Origin of the sequence: Bradyrhizobium sp. dw_78 (assembly GCF_018449525.1) — a bacterium.
Taxonomy (GTDB): Bacteria; Pseudomonadota; Alphaproteobacteria; order Rhizobiales; family Xanthobacteraceae; genus Bradyrhizobium.
The window spans coordinates 176,142-197,598 of the sequence record NZ_JAAVUS010000008.1; the positions used below are offsets into that span (position 1 = coordinate 176,142).

Annotated in this window: 17 protein-coding genes; 12 read left to right on the forward strand and 5 right to left on the reverse strand. The window is 63.6% G+C overall.

Features of this window, described 5'->3' with window-relative positions; all coding sequences use genetic code 11:
• Window positions 1-110 precede the first annotated feature (110 nt).
• Both HB630_RS20740 and HB630_RS20745 read right to left on the reverse strand, forming a co-directional pair.
• Complete coding sequence (locus tag HB630_RS20740) at window positions 111-1,751, reverse strand: PEP/pyruvate-binding domain-containing protein (protein WP_213774163.1); 1,641 nt, start codon at window positions 1,749-1,751, stop codon at window positions 111-113.
• A 115-nt stretch (window positions 1,752-1,866) separates the two neighbouring features.
• Entirely contained in the window at window positions 1,867-3,795 is a 1,929-nt protein-coding gene (locus HB630_RS20745; protein WP_213774165.1) for a hypothetical protein, read from the reverse strand.
• Between the two features lie 174 nt (window positions 3,796-3,969).
• On the opposite strand from HB630_RS20745, the gene HB630_RS20750 reads away from it, so the two are divergent.
• The 3 genes from HB630_RS20750 to HB630_RS20760 all read left to right on the forward strand — a co-directional run bounded on the left by HB630_RS20750 (window position 3,970) and on the right by HB630_RS20760 (window position 7,583).
• Entirely contained in the window at window positions 3,970-5,133 is a 1,164-nt protein-coding gene (locus HB630_RS20750) for a PA0069 family radical SAM protein (protein WP_213774166.1), read from the forward strand.
• 81 nt (window positions 5,134-5,214) lie between these two features.
• On the forward strand, window positions 5,215-5,973 hold the full coding sequence (locus HB630_RS20755; RefSeq protein WP_213774168.1) for a ribonuclease HII: 759 nt from the start codon (window positions 5,215-5,217) through the stop codon (window positions 5,971-5,973).
• Window positions 5,974-6,077: 104 nt separating this feature from the next.
• A complete protein-coding gene (locus HB630_RS20760; protein ID WP_213774169.1) occupies window positions 6,078-7,583 on the forward strand; it encodes a glycosyltransferase family 39 protein in 1,506 nt (501 codons plus the stop codon).
• A 9-nt stretch (window positions 7,584-7,592) separates the two neighbouring features.
• On the opposite strand, the gene HB630_RS20765 is transcribed toward HB630_RS20760, so the two are convergent.
• Window positions 7,593-8,420: a uracil-DNA glycosylase gene (locus HB630_RS20765; RefSeq protein ID WP_213774170.1), complete on the reverse strand. Its 828-nt coding sequence runs from the start codon at window positions 8,418-8,420 to the stop codon at window positions 7,593-7,595.
• Between the two features lie 248 nt (window positions 8,421-8,668).
• On the opposite strand from HB630_RS20765, the gene HB630_RS20770 reads away from it, so the two are divergent.
• The 3 genes from HB630_RS20770 (at window position 8,669) to HB630_RS20780 (ending at window position 13,347) form a co-directional block, all read left to right on the forward strand.
• Window positions 8,669-10,327, forward strand: coding sequence for an electron transfer flavoprotein-ubiquinone oxidoreductase (locus tag HB630_RS20770; RefSeq protein ID WP_213774172.1), 1,659 nt, complete (start codon window positions 8,669-8,671; stop codon window positions 10,325-10,327).
• Between the two features lie 290 nt (window positions 10,328-10,617).
• Window positions 10,618-12,435 carry a tetratricopeptide repeat protein gene (locus HB630_RS20775; protein WP_213774173.1) on the forward strand — a complete coding sequence of 606 codons (1,818 nt, stop codon included), beginning with the start codon at window positions 10,618-10,620 and terminating at the stop codon, window positions 12,433-12,435.
• A 33-nt stretch (window positions 12,436-12,468) separates the two neighbouring features.
• On the forward strand, window positions 12,469-13,347 hold the full coding sequence (locus HB630_RS20780; RefSeq protein ID WP_213774175.1) for a 4-(cytidine 5'-diphospho)-2-C-methyl-D-erythritol kinase: 879 nt from the start codon (window positions 12,469-12,471) through the stop codon (window positions 13,345-13,347).
• Between the two features lie 97 nt (window positions 13,348-13,444).
• Here HB630_RS20780 and HB630_RS20785 read toward each other — a convergent pair whose 3' ends face one another.
• Complete coding sequence (locus HB630_RS20785) at window positions 13,445-14,455, reverse strand: polyprenyl synthetase family protein (protein WP_213774176.1); 1,011 nt, start codon at window positions 14,453-14,455, stop codon at window positions 13,445-13,447.
• A 149-nt stretch (window positions 14,456-14,604) separates the two neighbouring features.
• Between HB630_RS20785 and HB630_RS20790 the strand changes: the two genes are divergently transcribed.
• From HB630_RS20790 to glyS, 6 genes are all read left to right on the forward strand, one after another.
• Window positions 14,605-14,832 carry a DUF2007 domain-containing protein gene (locus HB630_RS20790; protein ID WP_213774178.1) on the forward strand — a complete coding sequence of 76 codons (228 nt, stop codon included), beginning with the start codon at window positions 14,605-14,607 and terminating at the stop codon, window positions 14,830-14,832.
• Window positions 14,825-15,607, forward strand: a complete 783-nt coding sequence (locus HB630_RS20795; RefSeq protein ID WP_249780950.1) for a methyltransferase — start codon at window positions 14,825-14,827, stop codon at window positions 15,605-15,607. The genes HB630_RS20790 and HB630_RS20795 overlap by 8 nt, the downstream gene beginning before the upstream one ends.
• A gap of 249 nt (window positions 15,608-15,856) precedes the next feature.
• On the forward strand, window positions 15,857-16,768 hold the full coding sequence (locus tag HB630_RS20800) for a S49 family peptidase (protein ID WP_213774182.1): 912 nt from the start codon (window positions 15,857-15,859) through the stop codon (window positions 16,766-16,768).
• A 189-nt stretch (window positions 16,769-16,957) separates the two neighbouring features.
• Complete coding sequence (locus HB630_RS20805) at window positions 16,958-17,149, forward strand: hypothetical protein (RefSeq protein WP_213774184.1); 192 nt, start codon at window positions 16,958-16,960, stop codon at window positions 17,147-17,149.
• Between the two features lie 436 nt (window positions 17,150-17,585).
• Window positions 17,586-18,545, forward strand: coding sequence for a glycine--tRNA ligase subunit alpha (locus HB630_RS20810; protein WP_213774186.1), 960 nt, complete (start codon window positions 17,586-17,588; stop codon window positions 18,543-18,545).
• An 80-nt stretch (window positions 18,546-18,625) separates the two neighbouring features.
• Window positions 18,626-20,743, forward strand: a complete 2,118-nt coding sequence (gene glyS / locus HB630_RS20815) for a glycine--tRNA ligase subunit beta (RefSeq protein WP_213774188.1) — start codon at window positions 18,626-18,628, stop codon at window positions 20,741-20,743.
• Window positions 20,744-20,914: 171 nt separating this feature from the next.
• Here glyS and HB630_RS20820 read toward each other — a convergent pair whose 3' ends face one another.
• A complete protein-coding gene (locus tag HB630_RS20820) occupies window positions 20,915-21,280 on the reverse strand; it encodes a DUF1236 domain-containing protein (RefSeq protein ID WP_213774191.1) in 366 nt (121 codons plus the stop codon).
• Window positions 21,281-21,457 lie beyond the last annotated feature (177 nt).

Sequence of the window (21,457 nt, forward strand, 5' to 3'; positions counted from 1 at the left end):
CGGGAGGATGAAATCATGATCCGGTCTGATCTGGCCGGAATATGATTTAGCGACGCCGCCCGGTGCAGAGTCGCAAGGATCAACGCCTGGATGATACGGACGCCGCGGCTTTATCCGCCGGTTGATTCCTGATGAGCCGGATGATGCCGGGAGGACTTTGGCTCGTGGTGGCCGGCTGCCTGGGATCGCCAGGTTGCGACTTCGGCAAGCGCCGCCTCGGGCCGCGTCACCACCGTTTCACGCCGTCCCAGATAGAGGTTGCCGCTGTCGCCGTCGATGGTGATCCAGTCGCTCCCCGAGATCGTTGCGCCGGCAAGTTGCGCCCGGTCGGCGGCGACGTCGATCATGAGGCTGTTGCAGCCGACGATGCAGGGCTTGCCCATCTGGCGCGCGACCAGCGCCGCATGGGCGGTGCGGGCGCCGACGGATGTTACGATGCCGGCCGCAATGGCAAAGCCCGCGACGTCGGCGGTAACGGTGTCGGGGCGCATCAGGATGACCGGATCGCCCGTGGCTGCGAGGCGTTGCGCGCTTTCGGAATCGAATGCGGCGCGTCCCACGGCGATGCCGCCCGACGCGCCGATTCCGCAAGCGTCCGGCTTGCCGGCCGAAGCCAGCGATATCTGCACCAGCGCGGAAAGATCGATGTCATCGATCCGCCGCAACGCCTCCTCGGGCGTGATCAGTTCTTCATGCACCAAATCGATGGCGATCCGCAGCGCCGCACGCGGCGTCCGTTTTGCGGACCGCGTTTGAAGAATCCACAATTTGCCGTCTTCGACGGTGAACTCGACATCCTGGACGTCGCCGAATTCCTTCTCGAGCCGCTTCAGGATATCGCCGAGTTCGGCCGTGACGGCCGGCAGCGAACGGGCGATGGTCTGTTCCGTATCGGGCGTGCGGCGGCCCGAGACGACATCTTCGCCCTGGGCATCGAGCACGAGGTCAATCATCGGCTGCGCCAGCCCGGTCGAGGGATCGCGCGAAAACGCGACGCCGGCTCCGGATGAAAGCCCGCCATTGCCGAATACCATGGCCTGAACCGTGACCGAAGTGCCGTGCAGATGCTCCAGTTTCTGCAGACGGCGATAGGCTTGCGCCCGCTCGCTCATCCAGGACCGGTAAACAGCTTTCGCCGCGCTTTCGAGTTGCGTTGTCGCGTTTTCGAGCCACCCGTCATCGCCGTCCTCGATCAACGCCTGCTCGTCGGCGGCGAGACGTTCGAGCGCCTCACTGTCCAATTCACGGTCGTTGGCTGCGCCTTCGCTGACGGTCAATTCGGCGAGCCGTGCGGCGAACGCGGCGGGGTCGAGGCCGAGCACGGTTTCGGCGTACATCTCGATCAATCGCCGGCGACAATCCCACGCCAGCCGCGGCCGGCCGGTGGTGCGGACGAGACCCTGCACGGCGGCCGAGGTGCAGCCGACATTGAGGATTGTGTCCAGCATGCCCGGCATCGACCGCGCCGCGCCCGACCGCACCGACACCAGCAGCGGCTGCCGGCGGTCGCCGAAGCGCTTGCCGGTCGCGCTTTCCAGGAATTCGATGCCTTGCTTCAGCCCGTCGCTCAGATGGCGTTCCGCATGCGCATCCCCGCCGACGATCGCCGCGCAAAGCTTGATCGGAAGCACGAAGGCCGGCGGCACGGGTAAACCCAACGCTGCCATCAGCGTCAGATTCGCGGCCTTGGCGCCGATCACATCGGCGGAATGTGGCTTGGTCGATACGCCGCCGATACGTACGATATGCATGGGCCTCGTCCTTCCTATAGCGTTTTCGAGCGAAGTGGATTCCGCTTCGCGTAAAGAAAACGCGTCAAAACAAAATGTCAGAGCCGGTTCTGATTCAATCAGAACCGATAAGGCTCTAAGCCGACAAATCGGTCATGATGTGCCGCCGCAGCAGATATCCGAATCCGGCCAGCCGGTCGGTGGCGCGCTCGATGGCGCGGGCAAGCTCGAGAATGGAAAGCGACGTCGCCAGGTCGAAGCCGCCGGAAAATACCCGCGCGATGATGGCCCGCTCCTGTGCGTCCGCGGCGTGTTCGGCATCGATGAGACGGGTGATGGCGGCCAGCGTATCTTCGGCATCGGCGCTCCGCCCCTCCGGAACCTCGACGGCGGCGGCGAGCCCGGAAGCTGCGGCTTCGGTCGCGGCGATGGCGGTTGCACTTAATTCGGCGATCGCCAGCAGCAGCGTCGGCTCGATCCCGGTCGGCGCCAGCGAGGCGATAAAGGCGGCTTGCTCGAGTTCGTCGACGGATTCCTCGGCACGGTCCACCAATTGTTCAAGGGTCGGGCCGGCGTCGAGGCGGGTGATCTCATTGCGCGCCTCGACGGCGATGCGATCCGCCTTCTGTTCGATGCGGCCGGCGCGCGCCGTCAACTGCTTGCCGTCGACCGGACGGCCTGCCTGCAATTCAGCGATATGCTGGGCGATGGCGGCGGCGAGGTCGTGCGCCAATCCCACCTGGCGCAACACGATCGCGAGCAACGCGCTCTCGACGCGCTCCAGGTGCCTGACCAGATCCGCCTCGATCTGGTCGCGCACCAGCCTGACCGATCCGCCCGCGATCAGCGTTTCGGTCGAAACCCGGATCGCGGTCTTGAGGAAATCGACCGCGGCATTGCGGCCCAGTGCCTGATCCAGCCGCTCGCCAAAGCCGATCCGGGTCGGTGCCGCATCCCGCACCGCGGCGCCGATCAATTCATTGCCGCCGAGTTCAAGGAAGCCGCGGTGCCCGAATCGATGCCGGGCGGCCCATTCGAGAATCCGCGCCGCGTCATCATTGGTGACCCAGCTGCGCAACAGCTTGCGCGCCTTGTTCCAGTCGATCAGGAACACCAGCGCCGCGCCAAGCGCCGCCAGGAAGGCGTCGCGATCTCCGGCGCTCCCGGCCTCGTACTGTCCGGTGACGAGAAAGAAGGCGTTGTCCTCGCCGAGACTTGCCGCCGTATGGCGATCGAGTCCGTTCCATTTCACCACAAATTTGTCGAACAGGGCGGTGAAGAACTTCGCGCGCGCCCGATGCACATCGGTATAGGTCACGGTCACGGAATTCTGCCTGATCGCAATCACCACCACATGGGCGTCCGTGGTCCCGATGTCGTTTTGGATCAGCAACCGGTCGCCCGAACGGGTCGCCATCGTATCGAGACCGGGATGGTTGAACTTCAAGGCGCGGGTCTCGTTGAGCCCGTGCATGAAATTTTCGACCGGCGCATGATCTTCGGGCTGCAAACCAAAGACATGCGCGCCGGCCACGATTTCCTGGGAGCAGTTCGCGGCGAGCTTGTTGAGGGCTTTGTGCAGATCCATCACTAGCCGATGCAGGCTGTCGCTGCCGTCCTGCGCCACCCCGGTCAATTTGCCGACGCGCGCGATGTCGATTTCGTTGGAGGCTTCGAGCAGGCCCGAATTGCGGATCGCGGCAAGCCGCGCGTTCATGCTTTCGCCTTCCGACGGTTTGCCCGCGCTGACCGCCTTGATCATCGCCGCGACGTCGTCAGCGATTTCCTTCATCAGCCTGGCGAGGCTGGGCGCGGCTATTCGGCCATCGCCGGCCGGATGGGCGCCTCTGATCAGCGTCGCGAGCGCGGCAGGCGCGATTCCCGCGGCGTGGCATTCGACATGCAAATCGGTTGTTGGGCGGTCCGGCTGCTGTGCATGGTCGACGGCAGCCTGCAGCGCGCTCATCCGGACCTTGATGCGATCGTTGGCGGCCAATGCCTCCGCAACCAGCGACGGCAACAGAATGTCCACCTGTCCGAGTTGTTCGATGATTTGAGATTTCATGACCTGCCAGCCAAAGCGGAATGGAATGGCTATGCCCCGAATTGGCGACAGATTCATTGCGCCAGATCATTCATAAAAACGTCATGGAAGCGGCCGGCGGCGCAACCGGTGAGGTATCCACACGTCGTCCTCGTTTGTTCTTGATTTGTTCTGATGGCGTGCTATGTTCTCGTTATGAGCCGAGCATCCTCACATGCCCTCAAGCACCCGCCGGTCACGGCGCCCTCCAAGCCGGCGGGTGCAACTTCAGCTTTCCCGGAACTGGAAGTCGCGATCGAGCGCGGACGGCGGCGCGGCCGCGGCGCGCAATCCAACCCAAGCGGCCGGTTCGAGGCCGAAGCGTACACCGCTTTCGACGACGGCTGGCAAAGCCTTGACGATCTGCCGCCGTTCAAGACCACGGTGACGCTCGACACCGCGCGCAAAGTCATCACCCGCAACGAATCGCCCGATATCGGCTTTGACCGTTCGATCAACCCGTACCGGGGCTGCGAACATGGCTGCGTCTACTGCTTCGCGCGGCCGACCCACGCCTATCTCGGCCTGTCGCCGGGGCTCGATTTCGAATCCAGATTGTTCGCCAAGCCGGATGCGCCAACGCTCTTGGAAAAGGAACTGGCGGCGCAGGATTACGAGCCGCGCATGATCGCGATCGGCACCAATACCGACCCCTATCAGCCGATCGAGCGCGAGCGGAAGATCATGCGCGGCATTCTCGAAGTGCTGGATCGCGCCGGTCATCCGGTCGGTATCGTCACCAAGTCGGCGCTGGTGATGCGCGACATCGACATTCTGGCGCGGATGGCGAAACGCAATCTGGTCAAGGTGGCGCTTTCGGTGACGACGCTTGACCCGAAATTGGCGCGCAGCATGGAGCCGCGGGCTTCGACGCCGCCGAACCGGCTGGAGGCGCTGCGCCGGCTGGCGCAGGCCGGCATTCCCACCACTGTGATGGTGGCGCCGATCATCCCCGCGCTCAACGATTCCGAGATCGAGCGGATTCTCGACGCCGCAGCCCATGCCGGCGTCAAGGAAGCGAGCTATGTGCTGTTGCGTCTGCCGCTCGAAGTCCGCGATCTGTTTCGCGAATGGCTGATGGCGAACTATCCCGACCGCTATCGGCATGTCTTCACCCTGATCCGCGACATGCGCGGCGGCCGTGATTACGATTCGCAATGGGGAACGCGGATGAAGGGCACCGGACCGATGGCCTGGACGATCGGGCGCCGGTTCGAGATCGCCTGCGAGAAGCTTGGGCTCAACAAGCGGCGCTCGAAATTGACGGTCGAGCATTTCGCGAGGCCGGAGCGCAGCGGGCAGCAATTGAGCCTGTTCTAGCTCTGTTGAGAACGGTGAAAGGGCAGCCCGTGACCCGAGTTCCCGGTTGCGTCATAGGTCGCGCTTGCGCACCATCCCGCCATGATTCGGGAAAAGCCTTCCAAAAACCAGCCCTCGAAAGAGCAGGCCAAGCCGGCAAGGGGCGTCATCGCGGTGGCGCGACCGAACTTTCGCCGTGAGCGCGCGCTGATCAAGCGCGGAGTCTGGCCGGTCGCGGGCTGCGACGAAGCGGGGCGGGGTCCGCTCGCGGGCCCGGTGGTGGCGGCGGCCGTGGTGCTCGATCCCGAACGAATTCCGAAGGGAATCGATGATTCCAAGCGGCTGACGGCGGAGCGCCGCGAGGAATTGTTCGAGGAAATTTGCGCAACGTCGGCATTCGCGGTGGCGTTTGCCTCGCCGGCGCGAATCGATCGCGACAATATCCTGCGTGCTTCGCTCTGGGCGCTGACCCGCGCGGTGCATGCGCTGCCGGAAATGCCGAAGCATGTGTTCGTCGATGGCCGCGACAAGCTTGATACGCGCTGCGACTGCGACGCCGTGATCGGCGGCGACGGATTGGTGGTGTCGGTCGCGGCGGCGTCGATCATCGCCAAGGTGACGCGCGACCGCCTGATGCGCGCGCTGGCGCTGGATTGTCCCGGCTATGGCTTCGAATCCCATAAGGGCTATGGCGCGCCGGAACATCTCGCGGCGCTGGACCGGCTGGGGCCGAGCCCGCACCATCGGCGCTTTTTCGCGCCCGTGGTCGCCGCGCGAGAAAAACATTTGATGGCGGGGATCGACATCGGCGTCGTCGCACCTGAAACAGGGATCGAGGCCGCGGCGCCGGTCGCAATCTGACGCCGGTTGCTTCATCGGCTCACGCGCTTTATCACACGCTGGGGATCGAACGAGGACGGCCGGGGCCCGCCTCAACGGGTTCGAGTCGGGCATTCAGGCGGTTCATGCGTTTTACCTCGCTGATTATCGAACTGATCCGCGCCCGGCCGCGGCTGATCGTCTGGCTGGTGATTCTGCTCCAGGCGGCGTTGTGGTTCGTGGTGCCGCTGTTGCTATATCGCAGCCCTCCCGGCGATCTGGCGACCGTGCTCGCCTTTGGCCGTGAATACCAGGTCGGCACCGATCTCGGCCCGCCGTTGCCGTTCTGGCTCGCCGACATCGCCTTCCGTGCGGCGGGCAGTCATATCTTCGGCGTCTATCTGCTGGCGCAGCTTTGCTCGATCGTCACGTTCTTTACGCTGTACCTTCTCGCGCGTGCCGTCGTCGGCGGGCAGCAAGCGGTGCTGGCGGTGTTGCTGACGATGACGGTCGTGGTCTTCAGTTCGCCGGGAGTGGAGTTCGGCCCGTTGGTGCTGGCGCGTCCGCTCTGGGCGCTGCTGTTGCTGCATTCATGGCGGTTGATCGGGCAGGGCCGGCGCAGCGCGTGGTTCGCGTGGTCCATCGAGGCCGGCCTGCTGCTGCTGACGATGCCGGCCGCGATCCTGCTGTTGCTGCTGATCGCGGGCTTTGCCGTCGCCACGGCGCGCGGCCGGCGCACGCTGATGTCGTTCGATCCGCTGTTCGCGCTGCTGGTGGTCGTCGTGCTGGTGTTGCCCTATCTGATCTGGCTGATCCGTGCCGATGCGTTCGTCCTGCCGCCTTTGCCGGCGCTTGCGGATCTGGGCGCAAGGGCCGCGCATGGTGGTGCGTTGCTTGGCCGCCTGCTGCTGGCGCTGTCCGGCATCGCGATCCTGATCGCGCTTAATTCAGGCTGGTTCTCCCGCAACGGGGAGGACGCCCCGATCATCTATCGGCCGCCGGTGGTATCGCTGGGCCGCCGCTTCGTCTATTTCTTCGCCATCGTTCCCGCCCTTGCGGGGAGCCTGGTGTCGGGCCTGTTTGCACTGGATCATGTCGCAGGCGGGTCGGGCGCAGCGCTTCTGATGTCGGGACTGGCGGTGATCGTCGCATCCGGCGATCTGATTCATTTGCGCAACGAACGCGTCCTCCGCCTGGTATGGGCGGGCGCCATCGCCGCTCCTGCGATTGCCGTCGTTGCCGGCGCGGTTTTCTTGCCCTGGACCAGCGGCGAGGTAACGACCTCGCTGCCGGCGACCATGATCGCGCAATTCTTCGGCGACAGTTTCGCGCGGCGGACCAATCAGCCGCTTCCGGCTGTGACGGGCGACGAGCAACTGGCCGGCCTGATTGCGCTGGGTGCTGCCCGGCCGCATCTGCTTCTCGACGCGACGCCGGAGCGCACGCCGTGGCTGACGCGCGAAAAATTCAACCAGGGTGGCGGCGTCGTAGTTTGGCGTGCCTCCGACACCGTCGGCACGCCGCCGGCCGAGATCGCCCGGCATTTTCCGGGCCTGGTGCCGGAAGTGCCGCAAACGTTCGACTGGCTGGTGAACGGCCGCCAGCCCTTGCTGCGGATCGGCTGGGCCATCGTGCGGCCGAAGGCGCCGTAGTGGCGCTCGTCAGGATGCGGATTTGGTCTGTTCAAGCGCTTTCGCGATCGAGCGCAGATCCTGCCAGCTCATCCGCTTGTAGGAAGGCGAGCGCAACAGATAGGCCGGGTGAAACGTCGGTAGCGCGCGGATCGTGCGCGTGCCAGTGTCGTAATCGAACCACCGTCCGCGGGTTCGCATGATGCCTTCGCGGATCGACAGCAAGGTCTGGGTCGAGGGATTGCCCAGCGTGACCAGCACGTCCGGGTTCACCAGTTCGATTTGCCGCCGGATGAATGGCAGGCAGATCTGGGTCTCCTGCGGCGTCGGCGTGCGGTTGCCGGGCGGCCGCCACGGAATCACATTGGCGATGTAGGCGCTGCTGCGATCGAGCCCGATTGCCCCGATCATGCGGTCGAGCAGTTTGCCGGAACGTCCGACAAAGGGCAGGCCCTCGATGTCTTCGTCCCGTCCGGGCGCTTCGCCGACGAACATGATGCGCGCCTGCGGGTTGCCGTCGCCGAATACCAGACGCGTGGCGGTATGTTTCAGCGCGCAGCCGTCGAATTTTTCGAGCAGCGCGCGCAGCGCTTCCAGCGTCGGTGCGGTCCGCGCGGCTTCCCGCGCCGAGACGATCGCGGCATCCGGCGCGGGCGCAGGCTCGGCGCGCGGGGCTGGGATCGCGGCGGCGGCGGGAACCGTCCTGACAGGTCCCGGCGATGCCGTCGCACCCGCGGCAGGGACAGGTGCGGGATCGGCGAGGCGATCAAGCGGTTCTTCCGCGAGCGCGCAGTCGACCCCGGCCTCCAGATAAAAGGCGAGCAATTGCCGGACGGTAGGGGCGGGTTCAGGCGTCATGGCGGAGGCTTTGTGGCATCAAGCCAATGTATCGCGTTTTCGAGCGAAGTGGATACCGGTTTGCGAGAAGAAAACGCGCCAAAACCAAGAGCCGGGCCCGGTTTTGATTCAATCAGGACCGGACAGGCATCCGGGATGCATTACGCCATGAGGAAATACCTCAAGGCGTATTTCCGTGGTTGTTCTTGGCGCAAAAATCGGAAACAAACGAACTTTAGATACGTTCTCAACCGGGCTGAGACCAGAGCATGAGCAGCGAAGAACTACCGCCACGTGAGTCCATGGAATTCGACGTCGTGATCGTCGGCGCCGGGCCGTCCGGCCTGTCGGCCGCGATCCGGCTGAAACAGCTCAATGCCGATCTCAGCATCGTCGTGGTGGAAAAAGGCTCCGAAGTCGGTGCGCATATTCTGTCCGGCGCGGTGATCGACCCGGTGTCGCTCGACAAGCTCGTTCCGGACTGGCGCGAGGACGCCGATTGTCCGCTGAAGACGCAGGTCAAGGACGATCGCTTCTATTGGATGACGGCGGGCGGGGCGATCCGGCTGCCGAATTTCATGATGCCGCCGCTGATGAACAACCATCATTGCTATATCGGCTCGCTCGGCAATGTGTGCCGCTGGCTGGCGCCGAAAGCCGAAGCGCTGGGCGTCGAGATCTATCCGGGCTTCGCCGCGGTCGAAGTGCTGTACGATGAAAGCGGCGCGGTGCGCGGCATCGCCACTGGCGACATGGGCGTGGCCAAGGATGGCTCGCACAAATCGTCCTATACGCGTGGCATGGAGTTGCTCGGCAAATACACGTTGTTCGCCGAAGGCGCGCGCGGCAGCCTGACCAAGCAACTGATCGCGAAGTTTTCGCTCGATGCCAAAAGCGAGCCGCCGAAATTCGGCATCGGGCTGAAGGAAGTCTGGCAGATCGATCCGGCCAAGCACCAGAAAGGCCTGATCCAGCATTCGTTCGGCTGGCCGCTGAACAACTCGACCGGCGGCGGCTCGTTCCTCTATCACTACGACGACAATCGCGTGGCGGTCGGTTTCGTCGTGCATCTCAATTATGACGATCCGTATCTGTCGCCGTTCGACGAATTCCAGCGCTTCAAGACCCATCCCGCGATCCGCGGTCTGTTCGAAGGCGGCAAGCGGCTCGCTTATGGCGCGCGCGCCATCACCGAGGGCGGCTATCAGTCGGTGCCGAAATTGAGTTTCCCGGGCGGTGCGCTGATCGGCTGCGCGGCGGGGTTCGTCAACGTGCCGCGCATCAAGGGCGTGCATAACGCGGTGGGCAGCGGCATGCTGGCGGCCGAATATGTCGCCGCCGCGCTCAATGCCGGCCGCGCCAATGATGAACTGGCCGAATACGAGAACGCATGGCGCGATTCCGCCGTCGGCAAGGATTTGTACCGGGTCCGCAACGTCAAGCCGCTATGGTCGAAGTTCGGCACCGTTGTCGGCGTCGCGCTCGGTGGCCTCGACATGTGGTGCAATACGCTTGGGTTCTCGTTGTTCGGCACGCAGTCCCACGCCAAGCCCGATCGCAAGACGCTCGATCCGGCGAAGGCGCATGCGCCGATTTCTCCGCCGAAGCCGGACGGCAAGCTTACCTTCGACAGGCTGTCCTCGGTGTTTCTGTCCAACACCAATCATGAAGAGGACCAGCCGGTCCATCTCAAGATCGCCGACATGAACCTGCAAAAGACATCCGAGCACGATGTCTATGCCGGGCCGTCGAATCGCTATTGTCCGGCGGGCGTCTATGAATGGGTCGAGGAGGCCTCCAGCCCCCGCTACGTGATCAACGCCCAGAATTGCGTCCACTGCAAAACCTGCGACGTCAAGGACCCGAACGGCAACATCACCTGGGTTCCGCCGGAGGGCGGCGGCGGACCCAATTACGAGGCGATGTGACCACGATTGCGTGAGGCCACGACCCGAGGGTGCGCAGCCCTTGGCCACGATACCGCCACACTGCAAGCGTTTTGAGGCGAAGCTGGCTGAATCGGCGGTTCTCGGAGCTTCAACTTCCGAAACTTCCGATCGATCGGCTGCCCCTGTCCTTGATTCGGTCTTCCTGCCCGTATCCTTGCGGTTGAACCATAAACGCGGCATTGTGGCGAGGCTTGGTGCCGACGATCGGGTTCGCATTCAAGATTGCCTGTAACATCCTGCCACGAAATCCTGGAGCTAGGCGAACCGTGATGTTTCCCATTCGTTTCAATCGCTGGACGATCGCTGCAATCTCCGTCGCCATGCTCGGCGTGTCCGGCCCGCTCTCGGCGCAGACGCCGGAACGTCCGGCCGACACCTCGCCGCAGTTTCCTACCAGCCATGATTTGAAATCCCTGACGATGTCGGGCAGCTACCTTGCGGCGCGTCACGCCAGCGTGGAACGGGACGCCGCCTCGGCGGCCGAATTCTATCGTTCGGCGCTGCGGACCGATCCGAAGAACACCGAACTGCTCGATCGCGCGTTCATCTCCTCGGTTGCCGACGGCGACATCGACGAGGCGGTGAAACTCGCCGACCGCATCCTGACGGTCGACAAGTCCAACCGCGTTGCCCGTCTCGTGGTCGGCGTGCGCGACCTGAAGCTGAAGAAATATGCCAGCGCGCAAGCCAACATCAATCAATCGGTCCGCGGGCCGATCACCGATCTGGTCGCGACGCTGCTGTCCGGCTGGGCGGCCTATGGCGCCGGCGACTCCAAGCAGGCGGTCGCCAATATCGACAAGCTCGCGGGGCCGGAATGGTATCCGCTGTTCAAGGATTTGCACGCCGCCATGATCCTGGAGCTTTCCGGCAAGGAAAAGGATGCCGGCGTGCGGCTTGAGCGGGCCTACAAGCTCGACGATTCCATGCTGCGCATCGCCGACGATTATGCGCGCTGGCTGTCGCGCAACAAGGACGAGGCGGCGGCGACCGCGGTCTACGAGGCGTTCGAGAAGAAAATCCCGCGGCATCCGCTGGTGCTGGAAGGGCTGCGCGAGACCAAGGCCGGCAAGAAGCTGCCGCCGCTGGTCGATTCGCCGCAGACCGGCGCCGCCGAAGCGCTGTACGGCATCGGTGCGACCCTGACGCGCCGCGGCGGCGAAGATCTGGCGCTGGTCTATCTGCAGCTCGCGCTCTATCTCGCGCCCAATCATCCGCTGGCGCTGTTGGCGCTGGCCGATCTCCACGAATCCGTGAAGAAGCCGCAGCTGGCGATCAAGATTTACGAGCGCGTGCCGGCGAGCTCGCCCTTGAAGCGCAATGCGCAGATCCAGCTCGCGACCGACCTGGATGCCTCCGATCGCAGCGACGAGGCGATCAAGATCCTGAAGAGCGTCATCGCCGACGATCCGAAGGATCTCGAAGCCATCATGGCGCTCGGCAATGTCGAGCGGGGCCGCAAGAAGTTTGCCGACTGCTCCGATACCTATTCCCGTGCCATCGACGTCCTGCCGGATCCGAACGACAAGAACAACACCGTCTATTACTATTATCGCGGCATCTGCGAGGAGCGTTCGCATCAGTGGCCCAAGGCCGAAGCGGACATGCGCAAGGCGCTTGAGCTGCAGCCCGATCAGCCGCATGTGCTCAACTATCTCGGCTATTCCTGGATTGATCAGGGCACCAATCTCGACGAAGGCATGAAGATGATCAAGCGCGCCGTCGATCAGCGTCCCGACGACGGCTACATCGTGGATTCGCTGGGCTGGGCCTATTACCGCATCGGCAATTACGACGACGCGGTGAAGAATCTCGAGCGGGCGATCGACCTCAAGCCCGAAGACCCGACCATCAACGACCATCTTGGCGACGCCTATTGGCGCATTGGCCGCAAGCTGGAAGCGAAATTCCAGTGGGCGCATGCCCGCGACCTGAAGCCCGAGCCGGACGACCTGCCCAAGATCGAGGCCAAGATCCAGAATGGCTTGCCGGACGACGCGCCGGCGGCGGCCACGGCCGACAAGCAGGACGATTCTTCGTCCGCGGACCCTGCCGGCAAGAAAAAAGAAGACGGCAAGGGCGGTTGATCGCGAGCGGATTGATCGAAGGGCTCATCGCCGATGCTGACGGAAGAAGGGCGCGCCAAGGTCAACCTGACCTTGCGGGTGGTTGGCCGCCGCGTAGACGGCTATCACGATCTTGAAAGCGTGGTGGCGTTCGCCGATTGCGCCGACCGCCTGAGTTTGACGCCGGGATCCGAATTGGGCCTCAAGACCACGGGACCGCTGGCGGAAGCCTGCGGCGAGGCCGCGGACAACCTCGTGTTCAAGGCGGCGCAGCTTCTGGCTGAACGCGTGCCGGACCTGAAGCTCGGCGAATTCGTCCTCGACAAGGTGCTGCCGGTCGCTGCCGGAATCGGCGGCGGCTCGGCCGATGCGGCTGCGGCGCTTCGTCTGCTGGCGCGGCTCAACGGGCTTGCGCTCGATGACAAGCGCCTGCACGAGGTGGCGTTGCTGACGGGGGCGGATGTGCCGGTGTGCCTTGCTTCGCGCGCCTGCGATATGAGCGGCGTCGGCGAGAATTTATTGCCGCTGAAGCTGCCGGAAATGCCCTGCGTCATGGTCAATCCGCGCATCGGCGTTGCAACCAAGGACGTGTTCACGGCGCTGGGCCTGCAAAAGGGCGAGTTGCTGGTCGGCGCCAGCGACGTGATTCAGGCCCCCGCCTGGCCGGAGGGCGACGCTTCCATCGGCGACTGGATCGAGGCGCTTGCCGCCGGAACCAACGATCTCGAAGCGCCGGCCATGCGGATTCAGCCCCTGATCGGCGAAGTGCTCGCAGCCCTCCGCGACGCCGCCGGATCACGGCTTGCGCGCATGTCGGGTTCGGGCGCCACCTGCTTTGCGATCTTCGAAGACGGCGCTGCCGCGCGCCGCGCTGCCGAAACGATTGAGCGCGCTCACCCCGAATGGTGGGTGCATGCGGGGACGCTGAGTTAGATAAACTCCGTACCAAAACGATCGTTCAGTACCGTCATTCGGGTCTGGTCCTTCGGACCATCCAGGATGACGGATAATTCGCAACGACGTCAAACGATCAATGCGACCTTGCCAGACAGAACGCCACCACCTGTTCGAGCGCGGACTTCATCGGCGATGACGGAAACAGCGCCAGCGCGTCGACGGCCATGTCGCCATAATGCTGGGCGCGGCTGATGGTGTCCTCGAGCGCGCGATGCTTGGTCATCAGGCCGATGGCGTGGTCGAGGTCGCCGTCGCCGATTTCGCCGCGCTCCAGCGCATTGGTCCAGAAGGCGCGCTCGCTGTCATTGCCGCGGCGGAACGCCAGCACCACCGGCAGCGTGATCTTTCCTTCCCGGAAATCGTCGCCGATATTCTTGCCGAGCTTGGCGGCCTTGCCTCCATAATCCAGCACATCGTCGACCAGCTGGAATGCGATGCCGAGATTCATGCCGACCGACCGGCATGCCGTCTGTTCGGCTTTTGGGCGATTGGCGAGAACCGGGCCGACCTCGCAGGCGGCCGCGAACAATTCGGCCGTCTTGCCGCGGATGACGGCGAGATATTCGTCTTCGGTGGTGGCGGTGTTCTTGGCCGCAGCGAGCTGCATGACCTCGCCTTCCGCGATCGTCGCTGCGGCGGAGGAGAGGATGTCGAGCGCGCGCAGCGAGCCGACCTCGACCATCATGCGAAAGGCCTGGCCGAGCAGAAAGTCGCCGACCAGCACGCTGGCCTCGTTGCCCCACAGCATCCGCGCCGACAGCTTGCCGCGCCGGAGCTCGCTCTCGTCGACCACGTCGTCATGCAGCAGGGTCGCGGTATGCATGAACTCGACGGAGGCCGCGAGCTTGATGTGGCCGTCTCCGGAATAGCCGGTCAACCCGGCCATCGCCAGCGTCAGCATCGGGCGCAGCCGCTTTCCGCCCGAGGAGATCAGGTGGTTGGCGACTTCGGGGATCATGGTCACTTCCGAGCCGGTCCGCGACAGGATGGTGGCATTGACGCGGTCCATATCAGCCGCGACAAGCTCGATCAGTTGATCGATCGAAGCGTTCGAGGGGCTCTCGAAGGGTACAATAACCGCCACACCGGTCTCCACATTTGCCGAATTCGCACTATCCTTGGATATAACAATAGAAACTGCCGCGTAATGCGGCAAGGGCACGAAGTGGTTGAGAAGCGGTTGACAGCTGCCCCGCAGCCCCGGGCGGCGGGCCGGCAAAGGAGAATCTGAGCGTGCGGGAATTGGTTCGGACCAACGATATCGTGCTGGTTTCGGCAATTGGCGCGCTGCTCGATGGCGCAAATATCCATCATCTGGTGCTGGACCAGAATATGAGCAGCATCGAAGGCTCGCTCGGGGTGCTGCCGCGCCGGATACTGGTCCATGACGACGATAATCGCGAGGCGCGCCGGATTCTCAGCGACGCCGGGCTGTCGCACGAATTGCGGACCGATGACTGAACGGCCGGGCGAACCCAGCGACGGCGAATTCACCGAGGACTGGTTTCTTGGCGGCCAATTGTGTTTGCGGCAGCCAAAATCGGGGCATCGCGCGGGTCATGACGCCATATTGCTGGCGGCCGCGACTGCGGCGCGGCCGGGCGATCGTGTGATCGATTTCGGCGCCGGCGTCGGCGCCGCGGGCCTGGCGGTTGCGAGGCGCGTGGAGGGAATAAGGCTTACCCTGGTCGAGATCGATGCGGCGCTTGCGGGTCTGGCGCGCGGCAATGCCGGTTCGAATGGGATAGCGGCCGACATTATCGTGCTCGATGTGGCGTCGGGGGTGGACGCCTTTGTCGCGGCGGGCCTGGCTGCCGACAGCGTCGATGCGGTGCTGATGAACCCGCCTTTCAACGATCCCGCGCGGCACCGCGCCTCGCCGGAAAAGGCTCGCGAAATCGCCCATGTGGCGACGGAGGCGACGCTCGAGGGCTGGGTTCACGCCGCGCGGCGGATGTTGAAATCCGGCGGTGCGCTCACCTTGATCTGGCGCGCGGATGGTTTGACTGAGATGCTGGCGGCGCTTGGCCGCGGCTTTGGCAGTCTGGCGATCCTGCCGGTTCACGGTGACCCGGACGCGCCTGCGATTCGCATCCTCGTTCGCGCGGTCAAGGGCGGCAGGGCGCCGACCCGCCTCTATCCGGCGCTGATGCTCAATGATAAGCCCGCCTCGCCCAACAAGCAGGTGCAGGCTGTTCTGGCGGGAAAAGAGGTGTTGCCGCTCGCGCGTCTCTGAACGTCGCGTCCTGCGCGAATTTCGCGGCGTGGATCGTGGCTGTTTAGGGAAGGGTTTTCGAACGCTGTTCTGGAACCGAAGTGAAATGGATCGCCGTCAGAAGAGAGCCGATCAGGAGCATCAACAGATAGATCTTCATGTCTTTCTCCGCCGTGCCGTTGCAGCCCACCCAACACCTGCGGCGCAAAGGGCGTTCCATCGATTCAATGACAGTCGCGTGATAAAGAATGGTTAATTCGAGGTAACCAAATGACAGACCAAACGGGCGCTCTCCGGAAATCGACGGCCTTGATCGACCGGCTCAAGGAATGGATTCCGGCGCGCCTGCGGCGTGGCACCGCCGTGGTCCCGGTGGTGCGGTTATCCGGCGTGATCGGCGCGGTGACGCCGCTGCGCCCCGGCATGACGCTGACCGGCATTGCCCGGACGCTCGAACGCGCCTTCGGCACCAGGAACGCCAAGGCCGTGGCGCTGGTGATCAATTCGCCCGGCGGCTCGCCGGTGCAATCGCGGCAGATCTATTTGCGGATCCGGCAACTCGCTGCGGAAAAAGGCTTGCCGGTTCTGGTCTTCGTCGAGGACGTCGCTGCCTCCGGCGGCTACATGATCGCCTGCGCCGGCGATGAGATCTTCTGCGATCCGTCGTCGATCCTGGGATCGATCGGCGTGGTCGGAGGATCCTTCGGCTTCCAGGAACTGATCAAGAAGATCGGCGTCGAGCGAAGGCTGTATACGGCCGGCGAGCACAAGGCGATGCTCGATCCGTTTAAGCCGGAAAATCCGGACGATGTCGCGCGCGTCAAGGCGCTTCAGCGCGAGATTCATTCGATCTTCATCGCGCTGGTCAGGAAGAGCCGCGGCAGCCGGCTGAAAGGCGGCGAGGATGTTCTCTTCACCGGCGAATATTGGGCGGGAGAGACTTCGGTTTCGCTTGGGCTTGCGGATGCGATCGGAGACCTGCGTTCAACCTTGCGTGCGCGTTACGGCGACAAGGTGAGGACGCCCGTCATCGCGCCCGCCAGCGGCATGTTGTCGGGCCTGCTCGGCCGCAGATCGCCGGGCGCCGTGGGGTTGGACGCTCTGCAGGGGATCGCGGGCTTGCCGGATGAACTGATCTCGGCGCTGGAGACCAGGGCCATTTGGGCCAAATTCGGCTTTTAGAGCATGATCTTCCTGCGCAAACGCGTTCCGCGTTCGTGGCGCGGGAAAGCCGGTTCCCGTTTTGCGTTAACGCGGCCTTTTGAGGGCTGACCCGCGCCATTTGGTCCCGGTCAAGGCGATTGCGGACGAGGCCGGCTTGAGCGACAATGCTACCGGAGGGCGTGACGTATGAATCAGAAGGATCGACCGATGCCGCCGCTCATTGCATTCGCAGGTACTCTTGGTGCATTGGCCGTGGTCCGCTGGGTCTATCGCACCGCCGTCCAGATCAACCGGGAACTGGAAGAGGCCCGGCTGGCGCGCGTCGCCGAGGCTGCGAGATCGAGCGACATTCAGACCTTGCGACGGGATCCGGTCACCGGCGCCTACCGGCCCGGCTAATAGCGTCCGCTTGATCGCTAACCACGCTTCAGAGCTGTTTTTTGGGAGTTGCTTTTCGGACTTGCTTTCGCCGGCCCCCGAGGGTGGAGCATCACCCTTCTGAGGACCGGCGAGCAAGCTTGGAGGCAGGTTCATTTTATCGAACCCTTCGGCGTCCGAAGGTCACGATTCTCTGGTGAGAGATCACGAACTCCGGAGCCCTGAGCCTCGAAGGAGCGGTCTTTCGAAGCTTCTCCGTCCTAATCCCACATTTACTAACGATCCGCGTCCGCCCGCCGGGGATTGCCAGGATGGTTAGCGCGGCGTCACCAAAAATATGTTTGTACCGCTGCCATCATGTTTCGGGGTAAATCCCGTCCGGCTTCGCCTTGATTCCCCGTTCCCCCGCCGATACGGTCCGCGCGAAATTCAAGCCATGAGAGATTTAGGCGAATCAATGGACGCCGTGCCGCCCCATATGCGCCCGGAACGCTCGTTCCAGGGATTGATCCTGACGCTGCAGCGTTATTGGGCGGATTACGGCTGCGTGATCCTGCAACCCTATGACATGGAAGTGGGAGCGGGCACGTTCCATCCGGCCACCACGTTGCGCGCGCTGGGCCCGAGGCGGTGGAACGCGGCCTATGTCCAGCCGTCGCGACGGCCGAAGGATGGCCGCTATGGCGAAAATCCCAACCGGTTGCAGCATTACTACCAGTTCCAGGTGATCCTGAAACCGTCGCCGCCTGATATCCAGGATCTCTACCTCAAATCGCTGGCGGCGATCGGCGTCGATTCGGCGCTGCACGACATCCGCTTCGTCGAGGACGATTGGGAAAGCCCGACGCTGGGCGCCTGGGGCCTCGGCTGGGAGTGCTGGTGCGACGGCATGGAAGTGTCGCAGTTCACCTATTTCCAGCAGGTCGCCGGCGTCGAATGCGCGCCGGTCGCGGGCGAACTCACCTACGGCCTCGAGCGCCTGGCGATGTATGTGCAGGGCGTCGACCGGGTCTACGATCTCAACTTCAACGGCCGCGACGGCGCCGAGCGCGTCTCCTATGGCGATGTGTTTCTGCAGGCCGAGAAGGAATATTCGCGGCACAATTTCGAATATGCCGACACCGCGATGCTGTTCGAGCAATTCAAGATGGCCGAGCAGGCCTGCCGCAAATATCTCGAGGCGGGATGGCAAAAAAACCCGAAGGACGGCAAGCGCGAGGCGCATCTGATGGCGCTGCCGGCCTACGACCAGTGCATCAAGGCCAGCCACGTTTTCAACCTGCTCGACGCCCGCGGCGTGATCTCGGTGACCGAGCGGCAAAGCTACATCCTGCGCGTCCGCGAACTCGCCAAGGCCTGCGGCGAAGCCTGGGTGCATACCGAAGCGGGCAGGGCGGCAGCGGACGGTCCCTTGTGAGTACGATTTTGAATTGGAATTTGGCGGGTGCGTATTTGCGCCCCTCCCCGCCGCAAGCGGGGGGGAGGGAAGTAAGATAAATGCCCGATCTCCTCCTCGAATTGTTTTCCGAAGAAATTCCCGCGCGCATGCAGGCGAAGGCGGCGGATGATCTGCGCCGCATGGTGACCGACAGGCTGGTCGCCGAAGGGCTGGTCTATGAAGGGGCCAAGGCGTTCGCGACGCCGCGGCGGCTGGCGCTCACCGTGCATGGCATTCCGGCACGGCAGCGGGATCTGAAGGAGGAGCGCAAGGGCCCGAAAATCGGCGCGCCGGACGCCGCCGTTCAGGGATTTCTGAAAGCCACCGGCCTTGCGTCGCTCGACGAGGCGAAGATCCAGCGCGATCCCAAGAAGGGCGATTTCTACATCGCGCTGATCGAGAAGCCCGGCCACGCCACGCTCGACGTGCTCGCCGATATCCTGCCGGTGATGGTCAGGACCTTTCCCTGGCCGAAATCGATGCGCTGGGGGGAACGCTCGGCCAGGCCCGGCGCGCTGCAATGGGTGCGGCCGCTGCACGCGATCACTGCGACCTTCGGTCTGGAGACCGAGGAGCCGGACGTGGTGAAATTCACGATCGACGGCATCGAGGCCGGCCAGACCACTTATGGTCATCGCTTCATGGCGCCAGGCGCGATGAGGGTTCGCCGCTTCGAAGACTATGAAGCGAAGCTATTGGACTCGAAAGTCGTGCTCGACCGCGAGCGCCGCAAGGACGTCATCCTGGCCGAGGCGAAGACGCTGGCGCAGGCGCAGAATTTCGAACTGGTCGAGGACCCGGTGCTGCTCGATGAGGTCGCCGGCCTCGTCGAATGGCCGGTGGCGCTAATGGGCTCCTTCGACAAGGAATTCCTGTCGATCCCGGACGAGGTGATCCGCGCCACCATCCGCAACAACCAGAAATGCTTTGTCGTCAGCGATCCCAAGGCAGGGAAGCTCACCAACAAATTCATCCTCACCGCGAATATCGAAGCCAGCGACGGCGGCAAGGCCATCGTTGCCGGCAACGAACGCGTGATCCGCGCACGGCTGTCGGACGCGAAGTTTTTCTACGAGACCGATCTCAAGACGAAACTCGAAGATCGCCTGCCGAAATTCGAGCAGATCGTGTTCCACGAGAAACTCGGCACGCAGGGCGAGCGTATCGCGCGGATCGAGCGGCTGGCCGCCGAAATCGCGCCATTGGTCGGCGCCGATGTCCAGAAGACCAAGCGTGCCGCGCATCTGGCGAAAGCCGATCTGCTCACCGAAGTGGTCGGCGAATTCCCCGAACTGCAAGGTCTGATGGGCAAATACTATGCGCTGGCGCAGGGCGAGGACGCTTCCGTCGCCGCCGCCAGCGAGGAACATTACAAGCCGCAAGGGCCTGCCGATCGCGTGCCGACCGATCCGGTGAGCGTGGCGGTGGCGCTCGCCGACAAGATCGATACGCTGGTCGGCTTCTGGGCGATTGACGAAAAGCCGACGGGAAGCAAGGACCCGTATGCGCTGCGGCGTGGCGCGTTGGGCGTGATCCGGTTAATTACGGAAAACGCGCTTCGGCTTTCGCTTTTGAAAATTGCTAGCTCCGCAATTGAGGGGATGCTTGAGACTGGAACGAAGCAAGCGCTGGTCGATACACACAAGATTCCGGCTGATCTCCTCTTATTCTTCGCTGACCGCTTAAAGGTCCAGCTCCGCGAGCAGGGCGCGCGGCACGATCTGGTCGACGCCGTGTTCGCGCTCGGCGATCAGGACGATCTTCTGATGGTGGTCCGCCGAGTCGAGGCGCTCGGAAAATTCCTCGACACCGACGACGGCAAGAATTTGCTCGCCGGCACCAAGCGCGCCAGCAACATCCTTTCAATCGAAGAGAAAAAGGACAAGCGCAGCTTCGACGGCGTGCCGGATGCGGCGCTCTATGGGCTCGGCGAGGAAAAGGCGTTGGCGAAAGCCATCGATCTGGCGAAGACGGAAGCGGGCTCTGCCGTCGCAGATGAAGACTTCGCTACCGCGATGAGCGCGCTGGCGAAATTGCGCCCGGCGGTCGATGCGTTCTTCGACAAGGTCAAGGTCAATGACGACGATGCCAAGGTGCGCGAAAATCGCCTGAAGCTGCTGAACGAGATCCGCAGCGCCACGCGGGCGGTCGCCGATTTCTCGAAAATCCAGGATTAAGGTGCGCCCGCCAGCGTCATTCCGGGGCGATGCGAAGGCATCGATCCCGGAATGACACTGTTTGACTTCCGTCTCTGTGAAAGATGAAAATGAAAGGCCCCGCCCGACCGGGATGCCGGGCGAGGCCTTCATGTCCGGTCGCTGCTACACGTCCGGAAGACCACTGTTTAACTAGTCGACGATCTGAACGATACGGCGGGTGCGCGGCTCGACCAGAATCGTTTCACCGTTCACGACCGTGTAGCGATAAGGCGTCACGCCGTAGGTCTGCGGCACGTCGTAATAGGTCACGCCGATCTCCGGCAGGATTCCGCCCACGACGATGCGACCCGGTATCGTGTAGTTCGGCACGCGTTCATGGACCACATATTCCTGGAAAGCCGGACGCTGATCGGGCGTGATGCCGTCGACGTCCTCGCCGACCACGACCGGAGCGCCGCGAACGAGTCCGGTGGTGATCTGGCTTTGAGCCTGGGCGGCAATCGGCGCGCTCATGGCGCCCGCGACAGCGGCGATGGCAAGTAACTTGTTCCGCATGATCTGCTCCTTCAAGATGATCCAAGCTTTCGACGATTATGTCTTCGATGATTGTCTTCGAGGTGATCCATGCCTGCTCGGGCAGGCAAACCCACCCAATTCCCGCCGCACGGCATCGTTCCCGAAAACGCCATGATCACAACGTGTCAATTTTCGGCATTTTGGGTTCGCGCGGGA